29 protein-coding genes are annotated in these 25,031 nt (G+C 39.9%); 23 read left to right on the forward strand and 6 right to left on the reverse strand.

Annotated features, from left to right (window positions below):
• The first annotated feature begins 89 nt into the window (after window positions 1–89).
• The 5 genes from kamA to AC0VYO_RS10530 all read left to right on the forward strand — a co-directional run bounded on the left by kamA (window position 90) and on the right by AC0VYO_RS10530 (window position 3,355).
• On the forward strand, window positions 90–1,499 hold the full coding sequence (gene kamA / locus AC0VYO_RS10510) for a lysine 2,3-aminomutase (protein WP_475367332.1): 1,410 nt from the start codon (window positions 90–92) through the stop codon (window positions 1,497–1,499).
• Window positions 1,496–1,783 (forward strand): YokU family protein, encoded by a 288-nt coding sequence (locus AC0VYO_RS10515; RefSeq protein WP_404682137.1) that lies wholly within the window; start codon window positions 1,496–1,498, stop codon window positions 1,781–1,783. Before kamA ends, AC0VYO_RS10515 begins: the two co-directional genes overlap by 4 nt.
• A gap of 136 nt (window positions 1,784–1,919) precedes the next feature.
• The gene (locus AC0VYO_RS10520; protein WP_194221541.1) at window positions 1,920–2,177 is read left to right on the forward strand and encodes an IDEAL domain-containing protein; all 258 of its coding nucleotides are present in this window, start codon (window positions 1,920–1,922) and stop codon (window positions 2,175–2,177) included.
• A 59-nt stretch (window positions 2,178–2,236) separates the two neighbouring features.
• Window positions 2,237–2,362: a hypothetical protein gene (locus AC0VYO_RS10525; RefSeq protein WP_255622402.1), complete on the forward strand. Its 126-nt coding sequence runs from the start codon at window positions 2,237–2,239 to the stop codon at window positions 2,360–2,362.
• Window positions 2,363–2,476: 114 nt separating this feature from the next.
• The gene (locus AC0VYO_RS10530; protein ID WP_475367333.1) at window positions 2,477–3,355 is read left to right on the forward strand and encodes a 5'-3' exonuclease; all 879 of its coding nucleotides are present in this window, start codon (window positions 2,477–2,479) and stop codon (window positions 3,353–3,355) included.
• 99 nt (window positions 3,356–3,454) lie between these two features.
• Here AC0VYO_RS10530 and AC0VYO_RS10535 read toward each other — a convergent pair whose 3' ends face one another.
• Window positions 3,455–3,844: a reverse transcriptase-like protein gene (locus tag AC0VYO_RS10535; protein WP_194221543.1), complete on the reverse strand. Its 390-nt coding sequence runs from the start codon at window positions 3,842–3,844 to the stop codon at window positions 3,455–3,457.
• Window positions 3,845–3,971: 127 nt separating this feature from the next.
• On the opposite strand from AC0VYO_RS10535, the gene AC0VYO_RS10540 reads away from it, so the two are divergent.
• Both AC0VYO_RS10540 and AC0VYO_RS10545 read left to right on the forward strand, forming a co-directional pair.
• Window positions 3,972–4,148, forward strand: a complete 177-nt coding sequence (locus AC0VYO_RS10540; RefSeq protein WP_430246252.1) for a zinc-finger domain-containing protein — start codon at window positions 3,972–3,974, stop codon at window positions 4,146–4,148.
• 13 nt (window positions 4,149–4,161) lie between these two features.
• A complete protein-coding gene (locus AC0VYO_RS10545) occupies window positions 4,162–4,824 on the forward strand; it encodes a DUF771 domain-containing protein (RefSeq protein ID WP_194221545.1) in 663 nt (220 codons plus the stop codon).
• Between the two features lie 25 nt (window positions 4,825–4,849).
• On the opposite strand, the gene AC0VYO_RS10550 is transcribed toward AC0VYO_RS10545, so the two are convergent.
• The gene (locus AC0VYO_RS10550) at window positions 4,850–5,098 is read right to left on the reverse strand and encodes a DUF2564 family protein (RefSeq protein ID WP_194221546.1); all 249 of its coding nucleotides are present in this window, start codon (window positions 5,096–5,098) and stop codon (window positions 4,850–4,852) included.
• A gap of 153 nt (window positions 5,099–5,251) precedes the next feature.
• The gene (gene cspD, locus AC0VYO_RS10555) at window positions 5,252–5,452 is read right to left on the reverse strand and encodes a cold-shock protein CspD (protein WP_194221547.1); all 201 of its coding nucleotides are present in this window, start codon (window positions 5,450–5,452) and stop codon (window positions 5,252–5,254) included.
• Window positions 5,453–5,738: 286 nt separating this feature from the next.
• On the opposite strand from cspD, the gene AC0VYO_RS10560 reads away from it, so the two are divergent.
• A complete protein-coding gene (locus AC0VYO_RS10560; RefSeq protein WP_475367334.1) occupies window positions 5,739–7,427 on the forward strand; it encodes a formate--tetrahydrofolate ligase in 1,689 nt (562 codons plus the stop codon).
• 16 nt (window positions 7,428–7,443) lie between these two features.
• Window positions 7,444–7,962: an acyl-CoA thioesterase gene (locus AC0VYO_RS10565; RefSeq protein ID WP_194221549.1), complete on the forward strand. Its 519-nt coding sequence runs from the start codon at window positions 7,444–7,446 to the stop codon at window positions 7,960–7,962.
• Between the two features lie 124 nt (window positions 7,963–8,086).
• Here the strand turns inward: AC0VYO_RS10565 and AC0VYO_RS10570 are convergent, their stop codons facing one another.
• Window positions 8,087–8,356, reverse strand: a complete 270-nt coding sequence (locus tag AC0VYO_RS10570) for a DUF2524 family protein (protein WP_404682131.1) — start codon at window positions 8,354–8,356, stop codon at window positions 8,087–8,089.
• A 131-nt stretch (window positions 8,357–8,487) separates the two neighbouring features.
• Between AC0VYO_RS10570 and AC0VYO_RS10575 the strand changes: the two genes are divergently transcribed.
• From AC0VYO_RS10575 to trhO, 14 genes are all read left to right on the forward strand, one after another.
• A complete protein-coding gene (locus AC0VYO_RS10575) occupies window positions 8,488–9,348 on the forward strand; it encodes a CvfB family protein (protein ID WP_475367335.1) in 861 nt (286 codons plus the stop codon).
• Window positions 9,349–9,425: 77 nt separating this feature from the next.
• Window positions 9,426–9,683, forward strand: a complete 258-nt coding sequence (locus tag AC0VYO_RS10580; RefSeq protein ID WP_194221551.1) for a YhdB family protein — start codon at window positions 9,426–9,428, stop codon at window positions 9,681–9,683.
• 100 nt (window positions 9,684–9,783) lie between these two features.
• Window positions 9,784–10,794: a glycoside hydrolase family 15 protein gene (locus AC0VYO_RS10585; RefSeq protein ID WP_430246260.1), complete on the forward strand. Its 1,011-nt coding sequence runs from the start codon at window positions 9,784–9,786 to the stop codon at window positions 10,792–10,794.
• Window positions 10,795–11,091: 297 nt separating this feature from the next.
• The gene (gene glgB, locus AC0VYO_RS10590; RefSeq protein ID WP_430246262.1) at window positions 11,092–12,999 is read left to right on the forward strand and encodes a 1,4-alpha-glucan branching protein GlgB; all 1,908 of its coding nucleotides are present in this window, start codon (window positions 11,092–11,094) and stop codon (window positions 12,997–12,999) included.
• Window positions 12,992–14,131: a glucose-1-phosphate adenylyltransferase gene (locus AC0VYO_RS10595; RefSeq protein WP_194221554.1), complete on the forward strand. Its 1,140-nt coding sequence runs from the start codon at window positions 12,992–12,994 to the stop codon at window positions 14,129–14,131. The genes glgB and AC0VYO_RS10595 overlap by 8 nt, the downstream gene beginning before the upstream one ends.
• A 17-nt stretch (window positions 14,132–14,148) precedes the next feature.
• Window positions 14,149–15,255: a glucose-1-phosphate adenylyltransferase subunit GlgD gene (glgD, locus tag AC0VYO_RS10600; protein ID WP_475367336.1), complete on the forward strand. Its 1,107-nt coding sequence runs from the start codon at window positions 14,149–14,151 to the stop codon at window positions 15,253–15,255.
• Window positions 15,256–15,270: 15 nt separating this feature from the next.
• On the forward strand, window positions 15,271–16,701 hold the full coding sequence (gene glgA / locus AC0VYO_RS10605; protein WP_475367337.1) for a glycogen synthase GlgA: 1,431 nt from the start codon (window positions 15,271–15,273) through the stop codon (window positions 16,699–16,701).
• A 177-nt stretch (window positions 16,702–16,878) separates the two neighbouring features.
• Window positions 16,879–17,913, forward strand: coding sequence for an EAL domain-containing protein (locus AC0VYO_RS10610; protein ID WP_475367338.1), 1,035 nt, complete (start codon window positions 16,879–16,881; stop codon window positions 17,911–17,913).
• A 92-nt stretch (window positions 17,914–18,005) separates the two neighbouring features.
• Window positions 18,006–19,109, forward strand: a complete 1,104-nt coding sequence (ytvI, locus tag AC0VYO_RS10615) for a sporulation integral membrane protein YtvI (protein WP_475368967.1) — start codon at window positions 18,006–18,008, stop codon at window positions 19,107–19,109.
• A gap of 15 nt (window positions 19,110–19,124) precedes the next feature.
• On the forward strand, window positions 19,125–19,718 hold the full coding sequence (locus AC0VYO_RS10620; protein WP_194221559.1) for a lytic transglycosylase domain-containing protein: 594 nt from the start codon (window positions 19,125–19,127) through the stop codon (window positions 19,716–19,718).
• Window positions 19,719–19,780: 62 nt separating this feature from the next.
• On the forward strand, window positions 19,781–20,905 hold the full coding sequence (locus AC0VYO_RS10625; RefSeq protein WP_475367339.1) for a conserved virulence factor C family protein: 1,125 nt from the start codon (window positions 19,781–19,783) through the stop codon (window positions 20,903–20,905).
• 14 nt (window positions 20,906–20,919) lie between these two features.
• Window positions 20,920–21,348: a BrxA/BrxB family bacilliredoxin gene (locus tag AC0VYO_RS10630; protein WP_475368968.1), complete on the forward strand. Its 429-nt coding sequence runs from the start codon at window positions 20,920–20,922 to the stop codon at window positions 21,346–21,348.
• A 59-nt stretch (window positions 21,349–21,407) separates the two neighbouring features.
• Window positions 21,408–21,848, forward strand: coding sequence for an OsmC family protein (locus AC0VYO_RS10635; protein WP_194221562.1), 441 nt, complete (start codon window positions 21,408–21,410; stop codon window positions 21,846–21,848).
• Between the two features lie 226 nt (window positions 21,849–22,074).
• Window positions 22,075–23,043 carry an oxygen-dependent tRNA uridine(34) hydroxylase TrhO gene (trhO, locus tag AC0VYO_RS10640; protein WP_194221563.1) on the forward strand — a complete coding sequence of 323 codons (969 nt, stop codon included), beginning with the start codon at window positions 22,075–22,077 and terminating at the stop codon, window positions 23,041–23,043.
• Between the two features lie 35 nt (window positions 23,044–23,078).
• On the opposite strand, the gene AC0VYO_RS10645 is transcribed toward trhO, so the two are convergent.
• Together AC0VYO_RS10645 and AC0VYO_RS10650 are read right to left on the reverse strand one after the other, a co-directional pair.
• A complete protein-coding gene (locus AC0VYO_RS10645; RefSeq protein ID WP_475367342.1) occupies window positions 23,079–23,942 on the reverse strand; it encodes a hypothetical protein in 864 nt (287 codons plus the stop codon).
• A 17-nt stretch (window positions 23,943–23,959) separates the two neighbouring features.
• Window positions 23,960–25,030 carry a toxic anion resistance protein gene (locus AC0VYO_RS10650; protein ID WP_430246280.1) on the reverse strand — a complete coding sequence of 357 codons (1,071 nt, stop codon included), beginning with the start codon at window positions 25,028–25,030 and terminating at the stop codon, window positions 23,960–23,962.
• Between the last annotated feature and the right edge of the window lies 1 nt (window position 25,031).

Raw genomic sequence — 25,031 nt, forward strand, 5'->3', positions numbered from 1 at the left:
ACCAAAAAGTAGGCTTTTTTGAAGAATTAATGGAGCTGGCACGCTACTTGCATAGTATAGGAGTAGATTATCTGAAGGGGGAATGTATTGTGCTGATGCAACTGTATAAGCCAACTCGGAATTGGAAGGATATTGAACTTTGGAAGGATGTCACGGAAGACCAATGGAATGATTGGATTTGGCAGCTTACTAATACGATTCGAACGCTTGATGACTTGAAGAAAGTAGTGAACTTAACACCTGACGAGGAAGAAGGTGTGAAGATCGCAACGAAAACCATTCCACTTAACATCACGCCATACTATGCTTCCTTAATGAATCCGGATGATCCGCGCTGTCCGGTTCGCATGCAATCAGTCCCTATTTCGCAAGAGATGTATAAAACGAAATATGATCTCGAAGATCCTCTTCATGAAGATGAGGATTCCCCAGTGCCTGGATTAACGCATAGATATCCTGATCGCGTTCTTTTCCTAGTTACAAATCAGTGTTCGATGTACTGCAGGTATTGTACTAGGAGACGCTTTTCAGGGCAAATCGGAATGGGGGTTCCAAAAAAACAGCTTGATGAAGCCATAAGCTATATTTCAAGAACCCCTGAAGTGAGAGATGTCCTTATTTCTGGAGGAGATGGGCTACTTATCAATGATAAGATTCTTGAATATGTGCTCAAGAACTTACGAGCGATTCCACATGTTGAAATTATTCGAATCGGAACGAGAGCCCCGGTTGTGTTTCCTCAGCGAATTACAGAGGATTTATGTAACATTTTAAAGAAATACCATCCTGTCTGGCTGAACACGCACTTTAATACAAGTATTGAAATTACAGAAGAATCGAAGAAGGCATGTGAAATGCTGGCAGATGCCGGCGTTCCTGTTGGAAATCAAGCGGTTATTCTTGCAGGGATCAATGATAGCGTACCGATTATGAAGAAGCTGATGCATGACCTTGTGAAAATTAGGGTGAGGCCATATTACATTTATCAGTGTGATTTATCTGAGGGGATTGGGCATTTTCGTGCACCGGTTTCTAAAGGATTGGAAATCATTGAAGGATTAAGGGGACATACGTCAGGATATGCCGTACCGACTTTTGTAGTTGATGCCCCTGGAGGCGGTGGAAAAATAGCCCTTCAGCCAAATTACATGATTTCCCAAAGTGCAGATAAAGTTATTTTACGAAACTTTGAAGGGGTTATTACTTCTTACCCTGAGCCGGAAAATTATACTCCTGGTACGGCTGATACGTACTTTAACCAGGTTTATGAAATGGAGAAAAAACCTGCTATCGGCATTCATTCCTTAATGACAGATGAGCGGTTTAATCTTGTTCCAGAAGGCATTCAGCGGTTTAGTCGAAGATCTCAATACGAAAAGGACGCAACACATAGCTCGCTAAAAGATAAGCGCGATAAAAGAGATGTTATGAAGGAAAAGAAATTTAACGCAGAGCAGGAGAAATACAAAGGTAATGATAAAGGAGAGGAAACCGTATGATCTGTAAATGGTGTGAACAGGAGGGAGCTTTTGAGACGCTTGATAAAGGTTACTGGGAATTACCTGATGGATCGAGAGCGGTCGAAATTAGTGATTTGCCCTCGGTTCAATGCGGTTATTGCGGGATGTGCTATCAGACAGATGAATTAGTTGGAGACGTGGAGGAGCAATTGATGCTAATCGATACGGCAAAACTACCCTCCTCCTTTTCGTATAAAGAATTAATGAGTCAAGAAAGACTCTTAAAGAAAAATTATTTTGATCTTGATCGTTACCCGCTCTAATCCTTGAGTTAATAGCATTTTCTCTTGAAAAGAAAACAAGTAAAAAAAGTTATATCGGAATATTCTGAAAAATATTGATATTTTGACGATTCCCTCGTATAATAGAAAAAAGAGCTTCAGAGGGGGGAGAGCTAGCATGAACAATCATCATAAGTCGTATAAAGACAATATGAAACAACGTGCTATGAAAAAGAAACAGGAACAGGAAACGTTTGAGTTGGAATTGTACGCCCAATTGATCCTTGATGAAGCCGTGTTTACTTTCCAGGAAAAACGTTACCAACAATCCATTGATCAAGCTCTCGACAGAGGAGACAAAAAAGCATTTCAAGAAGCATCCAAGCAGTATGTAGCGTTTCTTCGTTCTTACAAACAGGAGCTTCATTTCGACTGAATAGAATGAGGCCAATCTGGCACAAACTAGAGAGGAAGTACTTCTAAAGGAGTGTCACGATGGGCAGACAGAAAAAAGGAAACCCCAATGCACAGCGTAATAATAATGCAAAACAACAAAAAGCAAAAGCGATGCCATCCTATGCAGAGATGGAAGCAGAAAAGCTGAAAAATCCGCAAGAATAAAAGAAGGAGCCTTCATTAAAAAGGCTCCTTCTTTTATTGTGATCATTTTGTTATTTCGTTTATGTTACCATAAGAAAAGAAAATGGTTTATAGGGTGAAAGGAAGATCAAATATATGGGCCGATTAGTATTAATTGATGGATTTAATTTATTAAGTAGAGGTTATTTTGCGACAGCCTATGGAAAGTCTGAAGACCAGCTTTCGCAAACGCCTGAAGGGTTATATACGAATGCTTTAAGGGTGAAGCTGCAAAAAATCATTTCTCTTGTAAAGGAGTATGAACCGACGCATTTTGTTGTTACATGGGATGTGAAACGGAATGAAGTAAAGCGTAAAGCGCTCTATGAAGAATATAAAGGAACGAGGGAAGATTTACCAGGTCCTCTTATTCAGCAATATGAAACGGCTGTGAATTTGTTTAAGGCAACAGGAATCCCGCAGATAAGTGTAGAAGGATTTGAAGCAGATGATGTAATGGGAACACTCTCCGACCGGTGGACAAAAGAAGGTCTGGGTGATTGTTACATTTATAGTAATGATCGGGATCTTCTTCAGCTTCTGAATCCTTCTGTTTCACAAATTATTGCGATTCGCAAAGAAGGCGATAGGGTATACACAGAAGAGCATTTCAAAACAGAGTATGGAATTACACCCGATCAGTGGATTGATGTGAAAGCATTACTTGGAGATAAGAGTGATAACATTCCAGGTGTTGCCGGAGTAGGGGACAAGGCTGCTTTACCGCTAATTCAGCAATATGGTTCCGTTCAAGGGGTATATGAGAACATTAGCGAACTAGACAGTAAATTTAATCGGTATCGTAAAAAGCTTATAGATGGCGAGGAGTTCGCGAAATTAAGTCTTGAACTTGTGACAATTGAGCGCGCGATTCCTGATCTTGATGATTATTCGTTTGCTAATTGCAGGTTAGATATGGATTTAGATCGGTTTAAAGATGAGCTGGATCATCTCGGATTGAGAATCCGCATGTAGAAATAATGGTTGGTTAACAAATCCTAAATAAAAAAAGCGCCTTGGATTGAAAAGGCGCTCATTTTAATTAGGATTTGATAGAAGATAAGGACGTTTTTATCATTTGTTTTGCTGAATCGCTTTTCGCGCTAGCTCGTCAGCCATTTTATTTTTTGAGCTTGGGATCCATTTAATGAAACAAAGGTCGAATTGATCAACTAACGCCAAGCATCGAATTAAGTAGGGTTGATAACCTTTGTTTTTGACATATCTGCCGTCGACTGCGCTACTGACTAGCTGTGAATCTGTCCGAACGGAGATTGTGCGGAACTGTTTATCTATACAAAGCGTAAGAGCGTGAATTAACGCTTCAAATTCTGCTTCATGGTTTGTGAGCGTGCCAAGCGGGAGAGAAGATCGAATGACACTTCCTTCTGCTTTAACGAAAACACCTGCTCCAGAGGGACCAGGGTTACCTGCGCTTGCTCCATCTACATACACTTCAATCATGTGCCTTTCCTCCCCTGTGGGCTGGTCTTGTTGTATTTTATCATAATCATGTTCGTAGAGAGAAGACATACATTTAAGGTAAAAGGAGAAAACTGTTAAGAAGGGACTGTGTGTAGGAGTGAAAAGTATGAAAAAGAAAGAAGTTATGATGGAAGTAGGGTTAATCCTAGATACATATTGTCAGGATTGCTTGCTCAAAAGAGTCAATCAACATGATTACGGTAAATGTCATGCCCAAAAGTTTTGTATTACCGAATGTACAGTTGGAGAAGAATTGAAGCAATTAGGTAAACATTTGACATAGGGAGGGCATAGTCATGGATGTTATAGTGAAATGGAAATACAAAACGCCAAGAGGCCTTTCCTCCTGGATGACGTCAGACGAAGTGCCATTTAATGAAGCGCTTCTTTTGGCACGTGATATTGCTAAAACTGGTCGATCCATCGACCTTTACTTTCTTGATAATAGGGGAACGAAATGGTCTGTTAAGGAATTGGAAACATACATGACCAAAAAACAAGAGCGACCAGCTTCAATTGAGGTTATTTTCGACGGTAGTTTTGATAAAGAAACAAAGAAGGCTGGATGCGGAGCGGTTATTTATTATTATGAGGGTAGGCAGAGAAAACGCATACGAATAAATAAAGCGATGGATTATCTTGAAAATAATAATGAGGCCGAATATGCATCGTTATGGTTAGGTCTTCAAGAAATAAAATCAATCGATGTTGAGGATACAGAGATCCTCATCAAAGGTGATTCCCAGGTGGTGATTAACCAGCTTGGAGGAGAATGGGCCGTGTATGAACCACTCTTAACGAGGTGGATGGATCGCATTGAAGATACGCTACGTGATCTTAGACTTCAACCTGTGTACAAGCATATTTCTCGCGAAGAGAATAAAGAGGCGCATCGTTTAGCCAAACAAGCGCTTAAGGGTACAGAAATTAGTAGTTCCATTGAAGTTGATAACGAATAAGAGAAGCAGCGCAATGCTGCTTCTCTTATTCGTTTGCTTCTCTTAACTGCGTTTCACATTTTTCGATTAATTCACTAGAAAATTCATAGAACTGTTCATTCGTTCCCGATTTATGTGAGAGCGCTTGTTGGAACTGTTCTTTCGCTTGATTTATCGCATCCTGTGCCGCTTGTAACTGGTTACCATTCATGCTTTTCGTTGCCTGGCCGACGAGGTGCTGAGCTGATTTAATGGACATTTCAATTTGTTGCAAATCAGAATATGGTTCTGACATACTATCCCACCTTTACGATTCATTCAAGAATAGTATGACCATGAGTCTGCTTTTTAAACCAAAGGGTTTATCGTGATTTAGCGTCTATCTCATCGGAAAATGACATGAAAAAAGGAACTGATGATTTCATCAGTTCCTTTTGAAAATTATATTTTAGAGTTTGTTTACGTTAGCAGCTTGAGGTCCGCGATTTCCTTCAACGATTTCGAAAGAAACGTCTTGGCCTTCTTCAAGTGTTTTGAAACCTTCATCATTGATTGCTGAGAAGTGTACGAATACATCGTCAGCTCCGTCGATTTCGATGAAACCGAATCCTTTTTCTGCATTAAACCATTTTACTTTACCGTTTTGCATGTTTGTTCCTCCTAAAAGCTTAGCACAATCTTTGTGCACTTTAAAATTCAACCATTCACTGGAACATTGAATAAGAGATATTCGATGTGTACGAGATTAGTGCACGAAAAATCGAAATCAAAGTCTCAATCAAATATCCTATGTGATAAATGGTTAACTACAATATAACGTCTCATTAGAAAAATGTCAAGACTATCAACTGATTAAAACATAATCCTTAACGGGAAGAATAAAGTTGGGTAAGATGGAAATTGGAAAGATGCATTCTTACATATGGAGGGGTTCTATGAAGCCGGAAGTAAAATTCAAAAGTGATATTGATATTGCACAGGAATCTAAGATGACTCGCATCTCTACAATTGCCGAGCAGCTAGGATTATATGAGAATGAATGGGAACCTTATGGTCATTATAAAGCAAAGATTTCATTAAATGCGATGAAACGTTTGAATGAAAAGCCCTCTGGAAAAGTCGTCCTTGTAACAGCGATCAATCCTACTCCTGCAGGGGAAGGGAAAAGCACTGTAACAGTTGGTTTAGCGCAGGCATTAAATCGAATCGGTGAAAAAGCCATCGTTGCCATGAGAGAACCTTCACTTGGTCCGAGTATGGGGATTAAAGGAGGTGCAGCTGGAGGTGGTTATTCGCAAGTAATGCCGATGGAAGATATTAACCTCCATTTTACTGGAGATTTACATGCGATAACGTCTGCACATAATGCTTTATCTGCCCTTATCGATAACCATATTCATCAAGGAAATGAAATTGGTTTTGATACGAGGCGTGTCACTTGGAAGCGCGTTGTGGATTTAAATGACCGAGCATTACGTAATGTCATTGTTGGTCTAGGCGGCCCTACACAAGGTGTACCTCGTGAAGATGGGTTTGATATTACAGTAGCCTCTGAAATCATGGCGATTCTATGTCTAGCTTCAGACATAACTGATTTAAAGAAACGTCTTTCATCAATTGTAGTAGGATATAGCATGTCAAAAGAGCCGATTACTGTTGGGGATTTAGGTGTAGAGGGAGCGATTACACTTCTTTTAAAAGATGCGATGAATCCGAATCTTGTTCAAACGTTGGAGAATACTCCAGCCCTAATCCACGGTGGCCCTTTTGCTAATATTGCTCATGGATGTAACAGCGTGGCAGCAACCAAAATGGCGCAAAAGCTTTCTGACTATGTGATTACTGAAGCAGGATTTGGGGCTGATCTCGGAGCTGAAAAGTTTTTCGATATTAAAACTAGAGCTGGCGATATTGATCCTGCAGCAACCGTAATTGTAGCAACCATTCGAGCCCTTAAAATGCATGGCGGAGTACCAAAAGATAACCTAAAAAAAGAAGATGTTGGTGCGCTAAAAGCTGGACTATCAAATCTGGAACAGCATGTCTCTTCAATAAAAAAATTTGGTGTACCATATGTTGTTGCCATTAATCGGTTTCTAACAGACACGGATCTAGAAATGAATACTCTCTTAGAATGGTGTAAAGAAAATGATATCCCTGTAGCGCTAACAGATGTATGGGCACGAGGAGGAGAAGGCGGCGTAGAGCTCGCAGAAACGTTATTAAACGAAATGGAACGAACTGAAAATCAGTTTAAGCCTCTTTATGATCTTGATTGTTCAATGACTGAGAAAATCGAAACGATCGCTAAAGAAATTTACGGTGCTTCGGGGATAGAATTGTCCTCTAAAGCTAAGAAACAAATGAAAGAATTCGAAGAAAATGGTTGGGGGAAACTTCCTGTTTGTATGGCAAAAACACAATATTCTCTTTCGGATGACCCTTCGTTACTCGGAAGACCTTCTGGCTTTACGATAACCATTCGCGAATTCCGTCCTTCCATTGGAGCCGGATTTATCGTAGCATTAACCGGGAACGTAATGACGATGCCTGGATTACCTAAAAAACCAGCGGCCCTTAACATGGATGTTTCTGAAGACGGAACAGCAATTGGGCTTTTCTAGAAAGAGTGGATATACGATGTCGAATACAGCTTTAACAAAAAAATTAATACGTGATTCAAGAACGACCAAATCAAGCTTCGTACTACCTTCTGACACAAATACACATGGAACCTTGTTTGGTGGAAAGCTAATGTCTTACATAGATGACATTGCTGCCATAGCTGCATCTAAGCACGCTAGATCAGCAGTAGTTACTGCATCAGCTGACTCAATTGATTTCCTTAGTCCTATTCGTGAAGGTGAAGTAGTCAGCTTAGAGGCCTATGTAAGTTGGACACACAATACTTCAATGGAAGTGTTTGTGAAAATATTTGCCGAAAATGTGTTAACAGGAAGAAAGAAAGTGTGCGCAACGTCCTTCTTAACTTTCGTTGCTCTAGATGAAGAGAGTATACCTGCAAGAGTGCCTGAAGCAATGCCTGAGACAGAAGAAGAAAGATTTGTGAATGATGGTGGACTAGAGCGTATGAAGGCAAGAAAAGCGAGAAGAAAACACTCGCAAACATTAGCCAGTGAATTTGGTTCATTTTCTTAAGAAATAAGCTGCTTTTACTTAAATTATCGATTGTGTCTCATTCGACTGGTTATCAAAGAGCATGAATGAGCTAAAAATCAACTGCGTTAAACATAGCTAAAAAAGATCTGCAAATATGCAGATCTCATGTTTCAAACCCGAGAATAAAATTGTTTTGCCGATCCTGAATTTGCTGTTGCGCTCGATTAAGGGCGTCACGCTGTTCAGGATTTGCACTGTGAATCATTTTATCTAATTCTCCGGACATTCGCTCAAGTAATTGCTGTGTTTCAGTATAGCTATTATCAGTAATGGCTGATTGCTGTTTGGTAGCAAGCTGAAGCTGTTCATCGGCATATTCAACTAGCTCATGAGCGTTTTTTAACATTTCCTCTAGTTTTCGGTATGTGGACAATGTGCACATCTCCTTTTCGTAATTGGTCACGATTAGTATTGACAGGAAAGACACTTTTATGAGAAACAAGGGGAAATTCCGGCTGTGGAAGTGATATACTAAGACAAGCAAAAAGAAAGGCGTGAATCAAGTTGGCAAGTGAATTATATGCAGGAGAAATGGCGACGCTACGTGTCGCACGTATACAAGAATACGGATATTTTCTAACAAATGGATTCGAAGACGTTATGCTTCATAAAAAAGAAGCTAAAAATAACTATGAAGAAAATGATGAAGTTGAGGTGTTTTTGTACCATGATCATCAGGGGAGACTTTCAGCAACTGAAACAATACCAACTGTTACAGTTGATTCTTTTTCGATTCTAAAGGTCGTAGAAGTGAAAAGAAGCCTTGGGGTTTTTGTTGATATTGGTATTCAAAAGGACATGTTGTTATCAAAAGATGATTTACCTTATGATTGGGCAACTTGGCCAGCAATTGGTGATGAATTGTATTGCGGACTAAAGCTCGATAAAAAGCAGCGTCTATTTGCAGATTTAAGTAAATTTGAAGAAATACAGGAGCTTTCTAAATCAGCACCGGCAGAATGTAAAAATGATGAAGTAGAAGGCCTGGTTTTTCGCTTTCTAGAAGACGGTGTTTCAATTTTAACCAATGAAGGATATCTTGCTTATCTTCATAAGGATGAGATGAAGGATCAAGTGAGACTTGGCCAGCGTCTTACAGTGAGGATCACGTTTGTTAGAGAAGATGGACGTATAAATGTATCCACAAGACCACTTGTTAAAGAAGCAAGACTTGAGGACTCTGAACGTTTAGTTGCTTATATGCAAGAGCGTGACAATCGGATGCCATATACAGACAAAAGTGATCCAGAAGCCATAAAGAGTGAGTTTAACATCAGTAAAGCTGCTTTTAAGCGAGCTATGGGGAAACTTATTAAAGAAAAGAAAATTGAACAAAAAGACGGTGTAACGTTCCTTAGAACGTAATATGACATCTTTTTCTTCGTGTAATGGGTGCTTACGAGCGGATACTATATGTAAGCTCCTAGAAAGGGGGCATGTCATTGGACATTACTGACTATGACAAAGCTCTATATTACACACATCATTGTGCTTGCATTGAATTAAGTATCCTGATGATGAAGACAGAAGACGATATTCTTTCGAAGCGAATTGAGCATTTTGTTCATGCGTTTATACGTGAAACTGAATTTTTGAAGGTGAAAGAAGCGCGAGACACACTTCTTACCTATATAGACTATGTGTATCGAATGGAACCTGAAATGAGCGATATGACAGCAATAAATCAGACTTTTGACTGACCCTAAACTACCCGGGTCAGTTTTTTTTTGTGGCATAAAAAGGTTTAAAATTGTCGAATAGGGTATAATTGTAGTAAAAAATAAGGAGCAGGTGAGAAATATGAATCAACAGCAGCTGCACAGTGTACTTGAAAGCATGCGATTACCCAATGGAGCTTATGTTGCAAGTACATCCGATGATTACGACTACGTTTGGATCAGAGATGTATGCTATGCGGTTATGCCATATTTAAATTCAAAGTGTTCACGATATGAAAAAGCTTATCATGCGCTGCTCACATTATTGAGAAAGTATGAATGGAAAATCGATATTCATACGGAGCAGAAACCACATTACTTACATGAATACATTCATGCCAGATACACAAGAGATCTTGAAGAAATTCCTGTTGAATGGGGTCATGCACAAAATGATGCAATAGGAATATTGCTGTTTGGTATAGGACAAGGAATTCAAAATGGAAAGCCTATGCTAAGGGACAAAGTCGATCATCGCATCGTTCAGAAGCTTGTCGACTACTTAGAATGTCTAGAATACTGGAAAAGCCCAGACAACGGCATGTGGGAAGAAAATGTAGAAGTTCATGCATCAAGTGTCGGAGCATGTGTTGCAGGATTAAAAGCAGTAAATACGCTCGTTAATGTTCCCTCTTATATGATTGAAAAGGGTCAGGAAGTCCTAAATGAACTTCTGCCTTGTGAGAGCGAAACGAAAGAAGCCGATTTAGCGCTATTATCCTTAATTTATCCTTTAAATGTTGTAACAAGAGAACAAGCCATTCAAATTGTAGATCGTATCACGGGACAACTCGAGCGAAAACGCGGAGTTATTCGTTATGAAAACGATGTTTATTATAATGAAGGTAGTGAAGCAGAGTGGTGCTTCGGATTTCCTTGGCTCGGTTTATGTTATGAGCAGCTGGGTGAACTAGATAAAATGAATGAATATTGGACGAAAACCATGAGTATTACACCTGAAAGTGGTAAAATCCCAGAACTTTATATTGGTGGTACTGATATTCCAAATAAAAACACTCCCCTTGCATGGTCTATTTCGATGGCATACCAGCTACAGGTTCGAATGAACGAAATGCAAGAGAATGTATCATAACTTAAAAAAGTTTTTTTCAAAAATGATATGTTCGCTTATATTGTTGCTCATTCGATTGAAACGTTCATTAATATAGCCATTCTAAAGGTTGCGGTTTATCCGCAACCTTTTTTCTATGAGATATGAATCAAAAAGCATTTTTTATGAAATATTATTCCGTTATTTGTCGAAAAAAGCATGTATTTTTCGACAAATATTTTTTTTGAAGGAATGACCATATTACATGTCGAATCTTTAGGATGTAGAGGATAACTATGGTGGAATCCCTATATTTATCAATGAGAGCGAGGTGCCGCAATGACTGTATCGATGCCGACAGATTACGATCGGTATTTATTTCATCAGGGAAATTTATTTCAGGCTTATCGTTCAATGGGCGCCCATTTAAGGGAAGAAGACGGACGATTTGGAGTCAGGTTTACAGTCTGGGCTCCTCACGCTGCAGCCGTATCTGTAACAGGGAATTTTAATCAATGGGATCCCACATCGCATCGAATGGAGAAAATCGAAGAGTCCGGTCTCTGGTCGTTATTTGTAGAAGATCTATCAGAAGACGAACTCTACAAGTATGCTGTCGAAACAGGTGCAGGCGAGATTCTAATGAAATCTGATCCGTATGCATTTTATTCAGAGTTAAAACCGAAGACAGCATCTATTGTTAAAAAAGTCGATGAGTATGATTGGCAAGATGCAAAATGGATGAACAAAAGAAAGAAAACGGCTCCTTATGATAGCCCGCTGTCGATTTATGAAGTTCATCCAGGGTCCTGGCGTAGAAAAGAGGACGGCTCTTATTATTCTTATCGGGATCTTATGGACGAGCTCATTCCTTACGTAAAGGAACTCGGTTACACGCACATTGAACTAATGCCCGTTATGGAGCATCCTTTTGATCGATCTTGGGGATATCAGATTACCGGCTATTTTTCTGTAACAAGTCGGTTTGGACAACCGGATGATTTAAAAGCATTTATTGATCGATGTCACCAAGAAGACATTGGTGTACTGCTTGATTGGGTACCTGCTCATTTTTGCAAAGATGCGCATGGACTAGGTCAATTTGATGGAGGTCCTGTTTTTGAGCCATCTGATCCCGCTCGTGCTGAGCGACATAATTGGGGAACGTACAATTTTGATTATAGTAAACCAGAAGTTGTCAGTTTTCTTATTTCAAATGCGTTGTTCTGGTTTGACTACTACCATATAGATGGTTTAAGAGTGGATGCTGTATCACAGATGTTACTTTATCATCATGACCATGAAAGTGGTGGCGTTGAAGGCGAGAACTCTGCAGCCAAGGAATTCATTCAGAAACTAAATCGGACGGTATTTGAACAATACCCGAATGTGCTGATGATGGCAGAAGAATCAACCGACTACCCGCTTGTAAGTGCTCCGATCCATGAAGGTGGGCTCGGCTTCAATTATAAATGGAACATGGGATGGATGAATGACGTACTGAAGTATATGGAGCTCCATATGGATGATCGAAAGCATCATCACAATTTATTAACTTTTTCGTTTTTTTACGCTTTTTCTGAGAATTATCTTCTTCCTCTTTCTCATGATGAGGTCGTACATGGGAAGAAGTCATTGTTGAATAAAATGCCAGGTGATTATTGGCAGAAGTTTGCCAATCTTCGAACGCTTTACGGGTACATGATGGCTCATCCAGGAAAGAAACTGCTTTTTATGGGTGGAGAATTTGGTCAGTACGATGAATGGAAAGATTTATCTGAACTAGACTGGATGGTTTTGGACTATGACATGCATAGTAAGGTGAATGCCTATGTAAAAGATTTGAACCACTTTTACCTTGATTCAAGGGCCATGTGGCGAATTGATCATGAATCAGAAGGATTTGAATGGATTGATGCGAACGATAACTCACAGTCCGTTCTAACGTTTATGAGAAAAGGAAAAGCGAAGGGCGATTGTGATATCGCCATCATTAATTTTTCTCCTAATGTCTACTATGATTATCGCATTGGTGTTCCATCTTCCGGTACTTATATCGAAATGTTTAATAGCGATCAAGAAAAGTATGGTGGTTCAGGTCAACTTAACGCAGAAATCTTACAAAGCGATAGAAAACCGTATCACAATCAGCCTTGTAGTCTAATGCTTAAAGTACCACCACTTGGAATTGTTATTCTCGGCAAAAAAAATAAAAGCAACCTTGAAAGGAGAAATCGCTATGTCTAAAAAGCGTTGTGTCGCTATGCTACTTGCAGGAGGTCAAGGGACAAGACTTGGAAAGTTAACAACACGTCTTGCTAAGCCAGCAGTCCCGTTCGGAGGGAAATACCGTATTATTGATTTCACCCTCAGTAACTGTAGTAATTCAGGAATTGATACGGTAGGGGTTCTGACGCAATATCAGCCTTACATATTGAATTCGTATATTGGAATCGGGAGTTCTTGGGACCTTGACCGAAAAAATGGAGGTGTATCTGTTCTACCACCATATATGGGACAAAAAGGTGGCGAATGGTATCGCGGCACAGCGAATGCGATTTACCAGAACATGTACTACATTAAACAATATGATCCTGAGTATGTTCTAGTTATTTCAGGTGACCACATCTATAAAATGGATTACTCTGAAATGTTGGATTACCATGAACAGCGCAATGCAGATGCCACAATTGCTGTGCTTGAAGTGCCATGGCATGAAGCAAGTCGCTTCGGAATCATGAACACGGATGATGAAGATCGTATTGTCGAGTTTCAAGAAAAGCCTGCTGAACCGAAAACTAACCTTGCCTCTATGGGGATTTACATTTTTAACTGGAAAGCGCTTGAGAAATATTTAACCGAAGATGAGCAAAAGTCAGATTCATCAAATGACTTTGGTAAAGATATCATTCCGGCTATGATTGAAGATGAAAAGAACGTTTTCGCATATTCGTTCAACGGTTATTGGAAAGACGTTGGTACGTTACAAAGTTTATGGGAAGCCAATATGGATTTACTTGATGATGATCCAAGCTTAATTCTAAATGATCCTGCCTGGAAAATTTATTCAGTTAACCCGAACCAACCACCTCAATATATCGCACCTCAAGCAAAGGTAACGCGTTCTCTTGTTAATGAAGGATGTGTTGTATATGGAGAAGTGTATCGTTCCGTATTGTTCTATGGTGTGCATGTTGGCCTTGGAAGCACAATTAAAAATTCGATCATAATGCCAAATGTGAAAATTGGCGCGAATGTAACGATTGAGAACGCTATCGTAGAAAGTGGAACGGTAGTAGAAGATGGCATGACACTAGGATCAAGCGATGGTTCGATCTCGTTAATTGCAGATGGCGAAATTGTATCGGTACCAAAATAGAGTAGGGGGATGAAACGATGAAAAAAGTAGTAGGAGTTATTAACCTCGTAGATGAAAAGAACACGCTGAGTGAGTTAACCAATCATCGGAGCTTTGCCTCTGTTCCATTTGCAGGGCGGTATCGACTCATTGATTTCTCATTATCGAATTTAACAAACGCAGGAGTGAATACAGTTGCCGTATTCACTCGTGAAAAATACCGTTCTTTATTTGACCATTTAGGATCCGGACGCGAGTGGGATCTAGATCGTCATCAAGGAGGTCTTTTCTTTCAGCCTCCAGCAGATGAAGAGCGCAGAAGCACTGGAGATATTCACTCTTTTCATGAAAACCTTTCCTTTTTCAAAAGAAGCCTTTCCCATTACGTTCTCGTAACAAATGGTCAGCTCGTTTGGAATATTGATTTCGATCAGATTATTGAAGAACATGAATCTCAGAACGCCGATATCACTGTTGTCTACAAGCCGTGTGATGATCCTTATACGAGCGGAAGTCATTACAATGTGCTTTATACAAACGATGATGAGCGCGTTGATCGCTTAAACCTTGGGGTTGAGCCTCTTCCAGGAGATAACGTTTATTTAAACACTTTTCTGATGAAATCTTCTCTTCTCATTTCCCTCGTGGAAGATAGTATTGAATCAGGTAAGCATCAATCAATTAATGAAGCAATTGCCGCAAGTCTGGATCGCTATCATGTGCATGCGCACCATTTCGGTGGATATGTAACATTTATTGATAGTGTTGAAAGCTACTATCGCTATAGCATGGAGATGCTTGATCCAAACGTGACGCAGGAACTATTTTACAATACTGGCCCGATTTATACGAAGGTAAAACACGAATCACCGGCTAAATACCTTGAAAGCTCCACCGTATCGAACTCATTAATCGCAAACGGTTGTACGATATCAGGGACAGTCGAAAATAGTATTTTATTTAGAGGTATCCGCGTTGGAAAAGGGGCTGTGATTCGAAATAGCATTATCATGCAAAAGTGCGAAATTGGTGAAGGAGCCGTTATCGAGAATGTGATTCTTGATAAAGACGTATCCGTTTCGCCTAATGAGACAGTGACTTCTGAAGATCAGCCGAGAGTTATTGCTAAATCCACCGTCATCTAGTAGGAGGAAGTTGAAATGAATGTATTATTTGCCGCTTCTGAAGGTCATCCCTTTATCAAAACAGGGGGATTGGGCGATGTAATAGGCGCCCTTCCAAAGGCCCTTCAAAAGCAGGGAGCGAATGTATCCGTAATTTTACCTAAATATCAAGATATGAATGAAACGTACAAAAGTCAGCTTGAACTGAAAGAAACGATCACAGTTTCTGTAGGTTGGCGCGATAAGTATTGCGGAATTGAAATGCTCAAGCTTGATGGAATTACCTATTATTTCATTGACAATGAGTATTATTTTAAGCGTAGCGGTAGCTATGGTTATTTTGATGATGGAGAACGCTTTTCATTCTTCTGTAAAGCTGTATTAGAAGCGATTCCGTATTTAGAAGAGCAACCGGACATTCTTCATTGTCATGATTGGCAAACAGGGATGATTCCTGTTTTGAAAAAAGCTCATTACCGAAATCATCCTTATTATGAAGGGATGAAAGTGGTATATACCATCCATAACCTTCGTTACCAGGGAGTGTTTCCAAAAACAATCCTTCATGATTTGCTCGACTTAAGTGAACTCCACTTCAATAATGAAGGTGTGGAATTTCATGGGAACGTTAGCTTTATGAAAGGCGGACTGCTTTATGCAGATTATATTACAACGGTAAGTCCTGCCTACGCAGAAGAAATTAAGCAACCATACTTTGGTGAATACTTGGATGGTGTTATGAGAAAAAGAGAAGATGAATTTGTTGGGATTATTAATGGAATTGATACAGAACTTTATGATCCTGCTACAGATACAGCACTTTCTTATTCCTATCACGCAACACATTTACTTAAAGAAAAAAACAAAACAGATCTTCAGAAAAAGCTGGGCTTACAAGTAGGAGAGGGAATACCTGTCCTGGCTCTTATCACAAGACTCGTAGAACAAAAAGGAATCGATCTTTTCTTTAGAGTTCTTCCTCAAATCATGGAGGAAAAGGTTCAGGTTGTCGTTCTTGGAACGGGTGATGAGCACTACGAGCATATGCTGCGAGAGGCTGAAGCTCGTTACCCAGGCAGGTTTAGCGCGAATATTTACTTCGATGACGGGGTTGCTAGACAGCTTTATGCTGCCTCCGATTTATTCCTAATGCCTTCTCAATTTGAGCCATGTGGAATCAGTCAGCTGATTGCTTTAAGATACGGGAGTCTACCGATCGTTCGAGAAACAGGCGGGTTAAAAGACACCGTACTACCTTATAACCAATTTACCGGTGAAGGCCACGGTTTTAGCTTTGCGAACTACAATGCTCACGAAATGCTAGATACAATTAATCTTGCTCTAGATCTTTATCATCATAATGAAATCACATGGAGAAAATTAGTCGTGCGAGCGATGCGTCTTAATTACTCATGGGAAGCTTCATCAGCGAAATACATGAATTTGTACAATAATCTATTAAAGTAACGCTTATATATTCCGATAAGAGAAGCAGGGGAATTATTCCTCTGCTTCATTTTTGATTCGGAAAGTGACCAGGCTTAATTGATGAGTCATTTGAACGAGTCAAAACGTGTGAATTAACGATGATTCTTACCAACTATTACATAGACAGATTATGACTTAGATAGGAGAAAGACCCTTATGTATACATGCTCAAAATGCACCGCGATACCAGATATTCCTTCTTCTGGTTACTTAGAAATCGTTACAGCTGTGCCGCAACTTCAACGAAGTTTAAATGAATTGATGTTCCAAAGTGAATCTTTGAATTCTCTTACAGTCTCCTATCAAAATTCGGAATCCCTGCTTGAAATTTGTCATCGCATCAGTTCTCATTTTAATGATGCGGCAAAACAAATGTTTTTTTGTGGAACGGGAACAGTGGATGAAATAAAGAGCAGCTCAGTTCTTTCATTTCCTCAATTTTATTCAAGGCTCAAACATCCAAATTTCATAGAGGTTATAAGGAATTCTCTCTTTACTAGCCACATGCAGCCCATCATTACGCTTGATAATAATGATATTAAAGGGTATGAACTCTTGATGCGGCCGACTAATGAGCGCTATCCTTTTTATCCAAATGAATTATTCGATATGGCTAGACAATCTGGTCTTCAAGCCTTTCTTGACAGCGCTGCAAGAATTGCTTCTATTAAAATTAGTGCGTCGCATCTTTCAAAAGGCATTAAACGCTTCATTAATTTTCTCCCTTCTTCGATTTATGATCCAGCTCATTGCTTACGAACAACTTTCCAAACTGTTGAAGCGTACAATCTCGATCCAAGAGATTTAGTATTTGAAGTAGTAGAAACTGAAAAGATTGACGAAGTAGATCATTTAAAACAAATCTTTCGCTCATATCAGCAAGAAGGAATGAAAATGGCGCTAGATGATGTAGGCACTGGATACGCTACGAAAGAAATGCTCCTTCAGTTGAAGCCCGACTATGCGAAGATTGATCGCAGTGTTATTTCTCATTGCGATCAAGATTCTGAAAAACAAGAGAAACTGATCGAAATGATTTATCTATCAAAGGAAGAGGGGATTACGTTACTCGCGGAAGGAATTGAACGTAAAGAAGAAGCTGATTTTTGTAGGCAAATGGGAATACCGCTTGGACAAGGCTATTATTTTGGGCGTCCGGCTGAACGACCAATAGATTCAATACAAGTTTAATATTAAAAGAAGGGGTTTCCCTTCTTTTTCTTATGGAAATTTCTTCTCAAAACCGATATGCTTACGAAAGATTACTAAATTGAGGTGACAGGATGCTAACTTTGTATCGGCGTTATGCGCGAACAGCTTTTGATATTGGACTTATCGTGTTAACGGTTTTTTTAATTATGCTTGTCTCGAGTTTCTTATTTGAAATTGCAGCACCGATTATCGTAGGGTACATTATTTTTCTAGTTATCGAACCTTTCGCTCGGTTTCTAAATCGGAAGGGAATAGGCAAAACAGCTGCAACTACTATATCCACGCTTGTTTTCGTATTAATCGTGGTGAGCGTAGTCTTTCTAGCAGGCGCGATTTTTGTTCTTCAATTGCAAAACTTAATCAGCCTTATTCCTGGATACGTTGCGAAATTCCAGGATCAAATTATGAACTATGTGCATTGGGGGCAGCTCCAGTTAAACGCCTTACCTCCAGATGTACTAGAGAAGGCGCAAGATTTTTCACTAACGCTTGTTGAGAAAGCATCCATTATGTTGACGACTTTATTAAATAGCGTGTTTGCTTTTGTGACGTCCATTCCAACGCTTGTGATTAATTTCATTATTGGAATTGTTCTCGCGTATTTTTTAAGTATTGAGATTGAAATGTGGAAGCGAATTGCGGCGAAGCGAACACCAAATACATTTAAGACGGCTTATTTCTTCCTGAAGGAAAATGTATTAAGCGGAATCGGAGCGTATTTAAAAGCGCAGCTAAAGCTTATTACGATCACATTTGTACTCGTTCTATGCGGGCTATGGATATTAAGAGTGGATAATGCATTCACACTCGCGCTTTTATCTGCTTTTTTCGATCTTCTTCCGCTTCTTGGCGTTTCGGCGATCTTCATACCATGGGCAATCTATCTTCTTGCGGTAGGACAAACCTCTCTCGCAGTATCCCTATTGATTCTACTTGGGGTGGTTATGCTAGTGAGACAAATCATGGAGCCGAAAATTACGGGAGATTCACTAGGTGTATCTGCGTTTACAATTCTTTCATTTATGATTATTTCTCTTTCACTATTTGGAATTGCAGGAGTCGTATTATCACCGATTTTGCTCATTCTCATTAAAGCGTTATATGATCACGGATATTTAAGTAAATGGATCCATCTTCCTAGTGAGGAATTCATAGATCCAGAGGAAAGACGGTAGGAAGGAAGAACGGAAGTGAAGCGATTAGGAAGCTTAATTATCATAACAATCTTTATTAGTGTGTTAATAGGTGTATTTCTTCAGAAAACACCAGATTCTTTTTCCCAACCGCTGAAAAAATCTGAAGTTCCAGAGGAATATATCGACCTTTACAGAGAAGCTGGTGAAGAATACGACGTTCAATGGGAGCTTTTAGCAGCGGTACATCGCGTTGAAACAAAATTCTCGACGATGTCAACATTAGAAAGCCCTAAGGGTGCCATCGGCCATTACCAGTTTATGCCGTTAACCTGGATTGGTTGGAGCTATGGGGGTAGTCGTCTTGGAGAACTGGATAAGGATGATCTAGTTGATATTACAAATTTAGATCTTATTCAAAAGTACGGTGGGTATGGGAAAGACGGAAATGGAGACGGTAAGGCAGATCCATATAATCTGACGGATGCTGCTTATACTGCCGCTAGCTACTTATCTGCTAATGGTGCAAGTGAGGGGAGACTGAAGAGTGCCTTATTCGCTTATAATCAGAGTGATGAGTATGTGGATGAGGTGCTTTCATTTTATAAAGAATACAGAGAAAATGTTTCTGTAGTGAAGTTAGATCCTTAATTCAATGTAATGGTACAGCGCTGTTACATATGATAAAATCACGATTAGAAGGGGGCGATTGCATGAAGATTGTTTCAATCGAACCGACACCAAGTCCAAATTCGATGAAAATTAACTTAAGTGAAGAGCTAGAAGCTGGAGACACAAGGCAGTATAAGCTTGATACTGACATATCTAATGCTCCAGATTATATTCAAAAATTAATGGCCGTTCCCGGTGTGAAAGGTCTTTATCATGTGATGGATTTTATCGCGCTAGAACGGAATGCCAAATATTCATGGGAAGAGATACTTCCAAAAGCTCGTGAGGCATTCGGAGAGATTAATGAAGAATCCGTCGCGACAAATCAGTCGTCGATAGAAGACTTTGGAGAAGTGAATGTGTTTATTCAAATGTTTCGCGGTATTCCAATGCAGGTGAAGCTTGTAGAAGGTGAGACTGAGCATCGTTTTGGTTTGCCTGACCGATTTATGGAAGCTGCTATGAAAGCCTCTTCAGCTTCTGAAAACATGGTGATGGAACGTGAATGGAAAGAACAAAGTCCACGGTACGGATCACCTGAAGAAGTTGGACAAGAAGTTACCGAAGAAATAGCGGCGACGTATAGTGAAGAGCGTCTTTCGGATCTTGTTACTGCAGCATTCTCAGATCAAAATGCTTCTCCAAAGCAAGAGAAAAAGGTCGTTACACTAGAAATGCTAGATGACTCAGATTGGAAAGTAAGATACGCAGCACTTGATCGCATGGATCCAGAAATGAATGATTTGCCGGTACTGGAGAAGGCGCTACACGATGAAAAAGCTTCTGTACGCCGCCTGGCGGTTGTTTACCTTGGTATGATTGAATCAAAGGATGTTCTTCCGCTTCTTTATAAAGCTTTGCGTGATAAATCTGTTACGGTTAGGCGGACAGCCGGCGACTGCATGTCAGATTTAGGTCATGTTGAAGCCATTCCTGAAATGATAGAATCGTTGCAAGATCGAAATAAGCTTGTTCGTTGGAGGGCCGCTATGTTTCTATATGAAGTTGGCGATGAAACGGCGATTCCAGCACTTGAGCAAGCAATGGACGATCCAGAATTTGAAGTGAAGATGCAGGCGGGTATGGCATTAGAACGGATAAAAGGCGGAGAAGAAGCTAAAGGCTCTGTCTGGCATCAAATGACTCAAGCAAGAAAATCGAATTAACGGAGGTATAGGATATGAATCCATACGAAGAATATATGCGCCAGATGGCACAGCCGATGCGAGATGAGTTAACATCAGCTGGTTTTGAAGAGTTAACGACTGAGGAAGAAGTATCCGGCTTTATTACAGAAAAAAAGGGAACATCACTTGTTTTCATTAATTCTGTTTGCGGATGTGCAGCAGGTCTTGCTCGACCAGCTGCTCGCGAAGCGATTGAACATGACAAAAAACCTGAGCATCTTGTGACGGTTTTTGCAGGACAAGATCGTGAAGCAACAGGTAAAATGCGTGAATATTTGGAAGGATATGAGCCGTCATCACCTTCTATCGCTCTCTTAAAAGACGGCCAGGTGCTTCATTTCATTCCTAGAGAAGAAATCGAAGATCATGAAGTGGAAGAAATCGTTGCGAATTTGACAGGAGCTTTTGAACAATATTGTTAAAGACAAACTCCACTCACTCGAGTGGAGTTTTGTCTCTACTTAATGGGAGGGAATTGAGAATGGATCACATATTTGAACTACAAGGAAGCTGGAAGGGTGGACTTTCTGGCGAAGGTAAGATTCAGACTGAAAACCTAACAACAGAAGTATCGATCCCTACGTCGATGGGCGGCGGAGAGAAAGGAACAAATCCTGATGAGTTACTGTTAAGTTCATCAGCCGCTTGTTATTTCATGACCATTGGACTTTATTTGGAGCGTAATCACATTCCTTTCGAAGATGTTAAAATTTCCTCTAAGCTTAAAGTAAGTGGTAACGGAAAGCTGCACGTAGAGTCAATTCACCATTACCCAGTCATCTATCTTGCGGAAGAGCCGGATGAAGAAATGACAGAGCGTATTCATTCCATTGCTCATCGTGCAGAAGAGGGATGTATGATTACAAGAGCGATTAAAGGAAATGTTAATGTAGTTGTAGAACCAGCTATTAAAAAAGTGTGAGGTTTTTCACTGTCATAAACTTTTTACTGTAGTATGCTAACAACGTCGTGTTTTTTGGGCATGCTCATCTTAGGAGAAAATGGTCAATCTATCGAAGGAGCTAACGGAACTTATATGAAAATGGAAAGCACACTCTTTGCATTTCTTGAGAATTTTATTATAATAATATTTTGGAACGGAAGAGTGACTGGCCACACGGTAACAGTGAAATAAAGGAGATAGAAGTATGAATAAAGACTATCGCGTATTATTGTTTTATAAATATGTACAAATTGATCAACCGGAAGAATATGTAGAAGAGCATCTTGCCTTCTGTAAGGAGCACAACCTGAAGGGAAGAATTCTAATTGCGGAAGAGGGCATTAATGGCACTCTTTCTGGAACAGTAGAAGAAACGCAGCAATATATGGATATGATGCATGCGGATGAGCGCTTTGCTGATTTGTTCTTTAAAATTGATGAAGCGACTGAACATCCATTTAAAAAAATGCATGTTCGCTTTAGATCAGAGCTAGTGACACTTAGACTTGATGATGATCATAATCCGAATGAAGTTGGCGGAAAGCACTTGAAGCCAGCAGAGTGGCGCGAAGCGATGCAACAGGATGATGTGATTATTCTTGATACCCGAAATGATTACGAGTATGATGTCGGTCATTTCCGTGGTGCCATTCGACCAGATATTAAGAATTTCCGAGATCTTCCTGAGTGGGTTCAAGAAAACCTTGCAGACCAAAAAGATAAGAAAATCCTAACCTACTGCACAGGCGGGATTCGCTGTGAAAAGTTCACTGGCTGGATGGTTAAACAAGGTTTTGAAGATGTTAACCAGCTTGATGGTGGAATTGTTACTTATGGTCAGGATGAAGAGACGAAAGGTGAACTATGGGATGGACAGTGCTATGTGTTTGATGGCCGAATAACTGTTCCGATTAATCAAAAAGACCACACTGTGGTCGGTAAAGATTACTTTACGGGTGAACCTTGTGAACGCTATGTTAATTGTGCAAGGCCTGAATGTAATAAGCAAATTATTACATCTGAGGAGAACGAGCATAAATATTTACGAGGCTGTTCACATGAGTGTCGCACATCGCCACGTAATCGTTACGTAGCAGAGCACGGATTAACTCAAGAAGAAGTCGATGAGCGTTTGCAAAAACTCATGCAGGAGCATATCGGGCAAGAAGTATAATCGAAAAAGCTAGCTGTCCATTTGACAGCTAGCTTTTATTTGTCATATCTTATTTTGTTTACTTTAAGAAGGTGATCTACCTTGGAGAGACGGTGCTTTTCAATTTTCTCCATGTATTCATGAAGCGCTAACTCCATCTGACAAAGAGCTTGAAACAAATCGCGATGGCGTAATTCTTTGTTTTCTTGTGAAAGTGCGATATATCCTGTAAGTAAATCTGGCAGTTCAGTTGAAAGCATTCTTTTCACAATATGACGTTCTTCAAGGTCAAGCGGTTCAAGTTCGGGTGAGATTTGCTTGAATAATTGAATGAGTCTAACTGTTCTAGAATAAATAACCCCGTTGATTAACGGATGTGTCGAAATTCGTTCAAGCTGATTAATCTGTTCCTTCAAGAGGGGATCAATTGACCCTGTTTCTGATTGGGAAGCAATGGATCCTAGTAACGCTAAATCTAAAAGCTTCATTCGTTGAAAAATTCCTGTGAAAAATGGTGATCGTTTTATACTGCGTTTGATGATTCGACCACGATCATTAATGAGAATGGTACCTTGTTTACATTTACCTGCGTCTTTTTTCTCAATGATTTGTCGTTCCCATTGGATAAAAAACTTCTTAGGAGTTGACGTTCTGTTTTTTTGACTATCATATCCAGAGAAAAGGATGAGATTTCGCCTGATTTTTAAATAAATCGTAAAACCTCTCTCAGTACGCTTCCATTTTTGTGGCTTATTCTCCGAAGGATCGAGTTTATCTATAAATTCATCTAACAATTGTTCAGCATATGAAAGGAAGCTTGTGGTGCTCGCATCCTGAAGAAGTGATGCTTCCACCGTTTTAAATTGCGGTGGTAAAAGCTTTTCAAGCCACTGGGGTTCAGAAGAATCGAAAAGCCCCATGCCATTACCTCCTATCGTCAAAGTCGATCGGCTGCCTCAGAGAGCTGTTTCTGCCTCTCTGTTGAGCTATCTAATTTGGATTTCATTTCTTTATTTAATTGATCCATTTCTGTTATAAACTTCTTCCCACTATCGATAATACGTACGTTTGATTTTTCTGTTAAATCAATGGCTTCAAACACATCTTGATAAGCTTTGCGGAAGGATTCAATCGCAATCGCTGGCTTTTCAAGTGTTTTAACCGTTTCTTCTGTATTTTGTTTCAGCATCTCAGCGTTTTTCAGAAGCATCGATTCGGTTGCCTGGTTCACATTTTGTACAGCTGAAATCACTTTTTGTTGGTTTCCGAGAGCCAGCTGAATGGAAGCTGTTACGGTAATGATGTTTTTGGTCATCGTCACTGCATTAAAAATAGCTTCTTCTAGCTTTTCGTTGTTTTCCATGATCAAATCAACCGATGCCATGGATTGTCTTAAGACCATGACAGCCTGTGACATATTTTTCACTCGGCTAACGACTTTTTGTTGAGCCTTTTGTAGGGGAAGAGGGTTCTCTTTCCATTCGTCTTTAGCGGCTTCCTCCTCAAGCATCGTCATAAGCGTCTGACCTAGCTCCATCTGATCTTCCAGTCCGACAATGCGGTCTTTTGCTACATCCTTTAGTTCTTTTAACATAACATTATCTTCTTGTAGCTTATCTTTACCAGTTAAAAGTGATTCAACAATAACTTCTACTTGGGATTCGACCGTTTTGTATTTCTTCGCATATTGCTCGACTTCGTTTCGCCCCATTACTCGATTTAGCAGTTTATTGAATTTACTCTTTTGCAAATAAGAGGGCTCTAAGTCTGAGACATGCTCTCTGAGTTTGTGTAAGTTATCAGGTAAGTCGTTATTCGGTTGGTCAATCATGCCCTTTACAGGACGCTTCAATGCTTCAAGGGATTCCCCAGCGTTGCGCTGGGCATCTTCACCAAGCCCTGATAATGACTGGAGAATCTTATCTGTATCGTCTTCATGATAAAAGCTTTGAATGATCTCTTCAGCCTTTTCACGTTGTGAGTTGATTTTCTCAGGTTGATTACTCATA

The organism is Anaerobacillus sp. 63XJN7_4_ISO-PGPR-S23-413 (genome assembly GCF_056173725.1).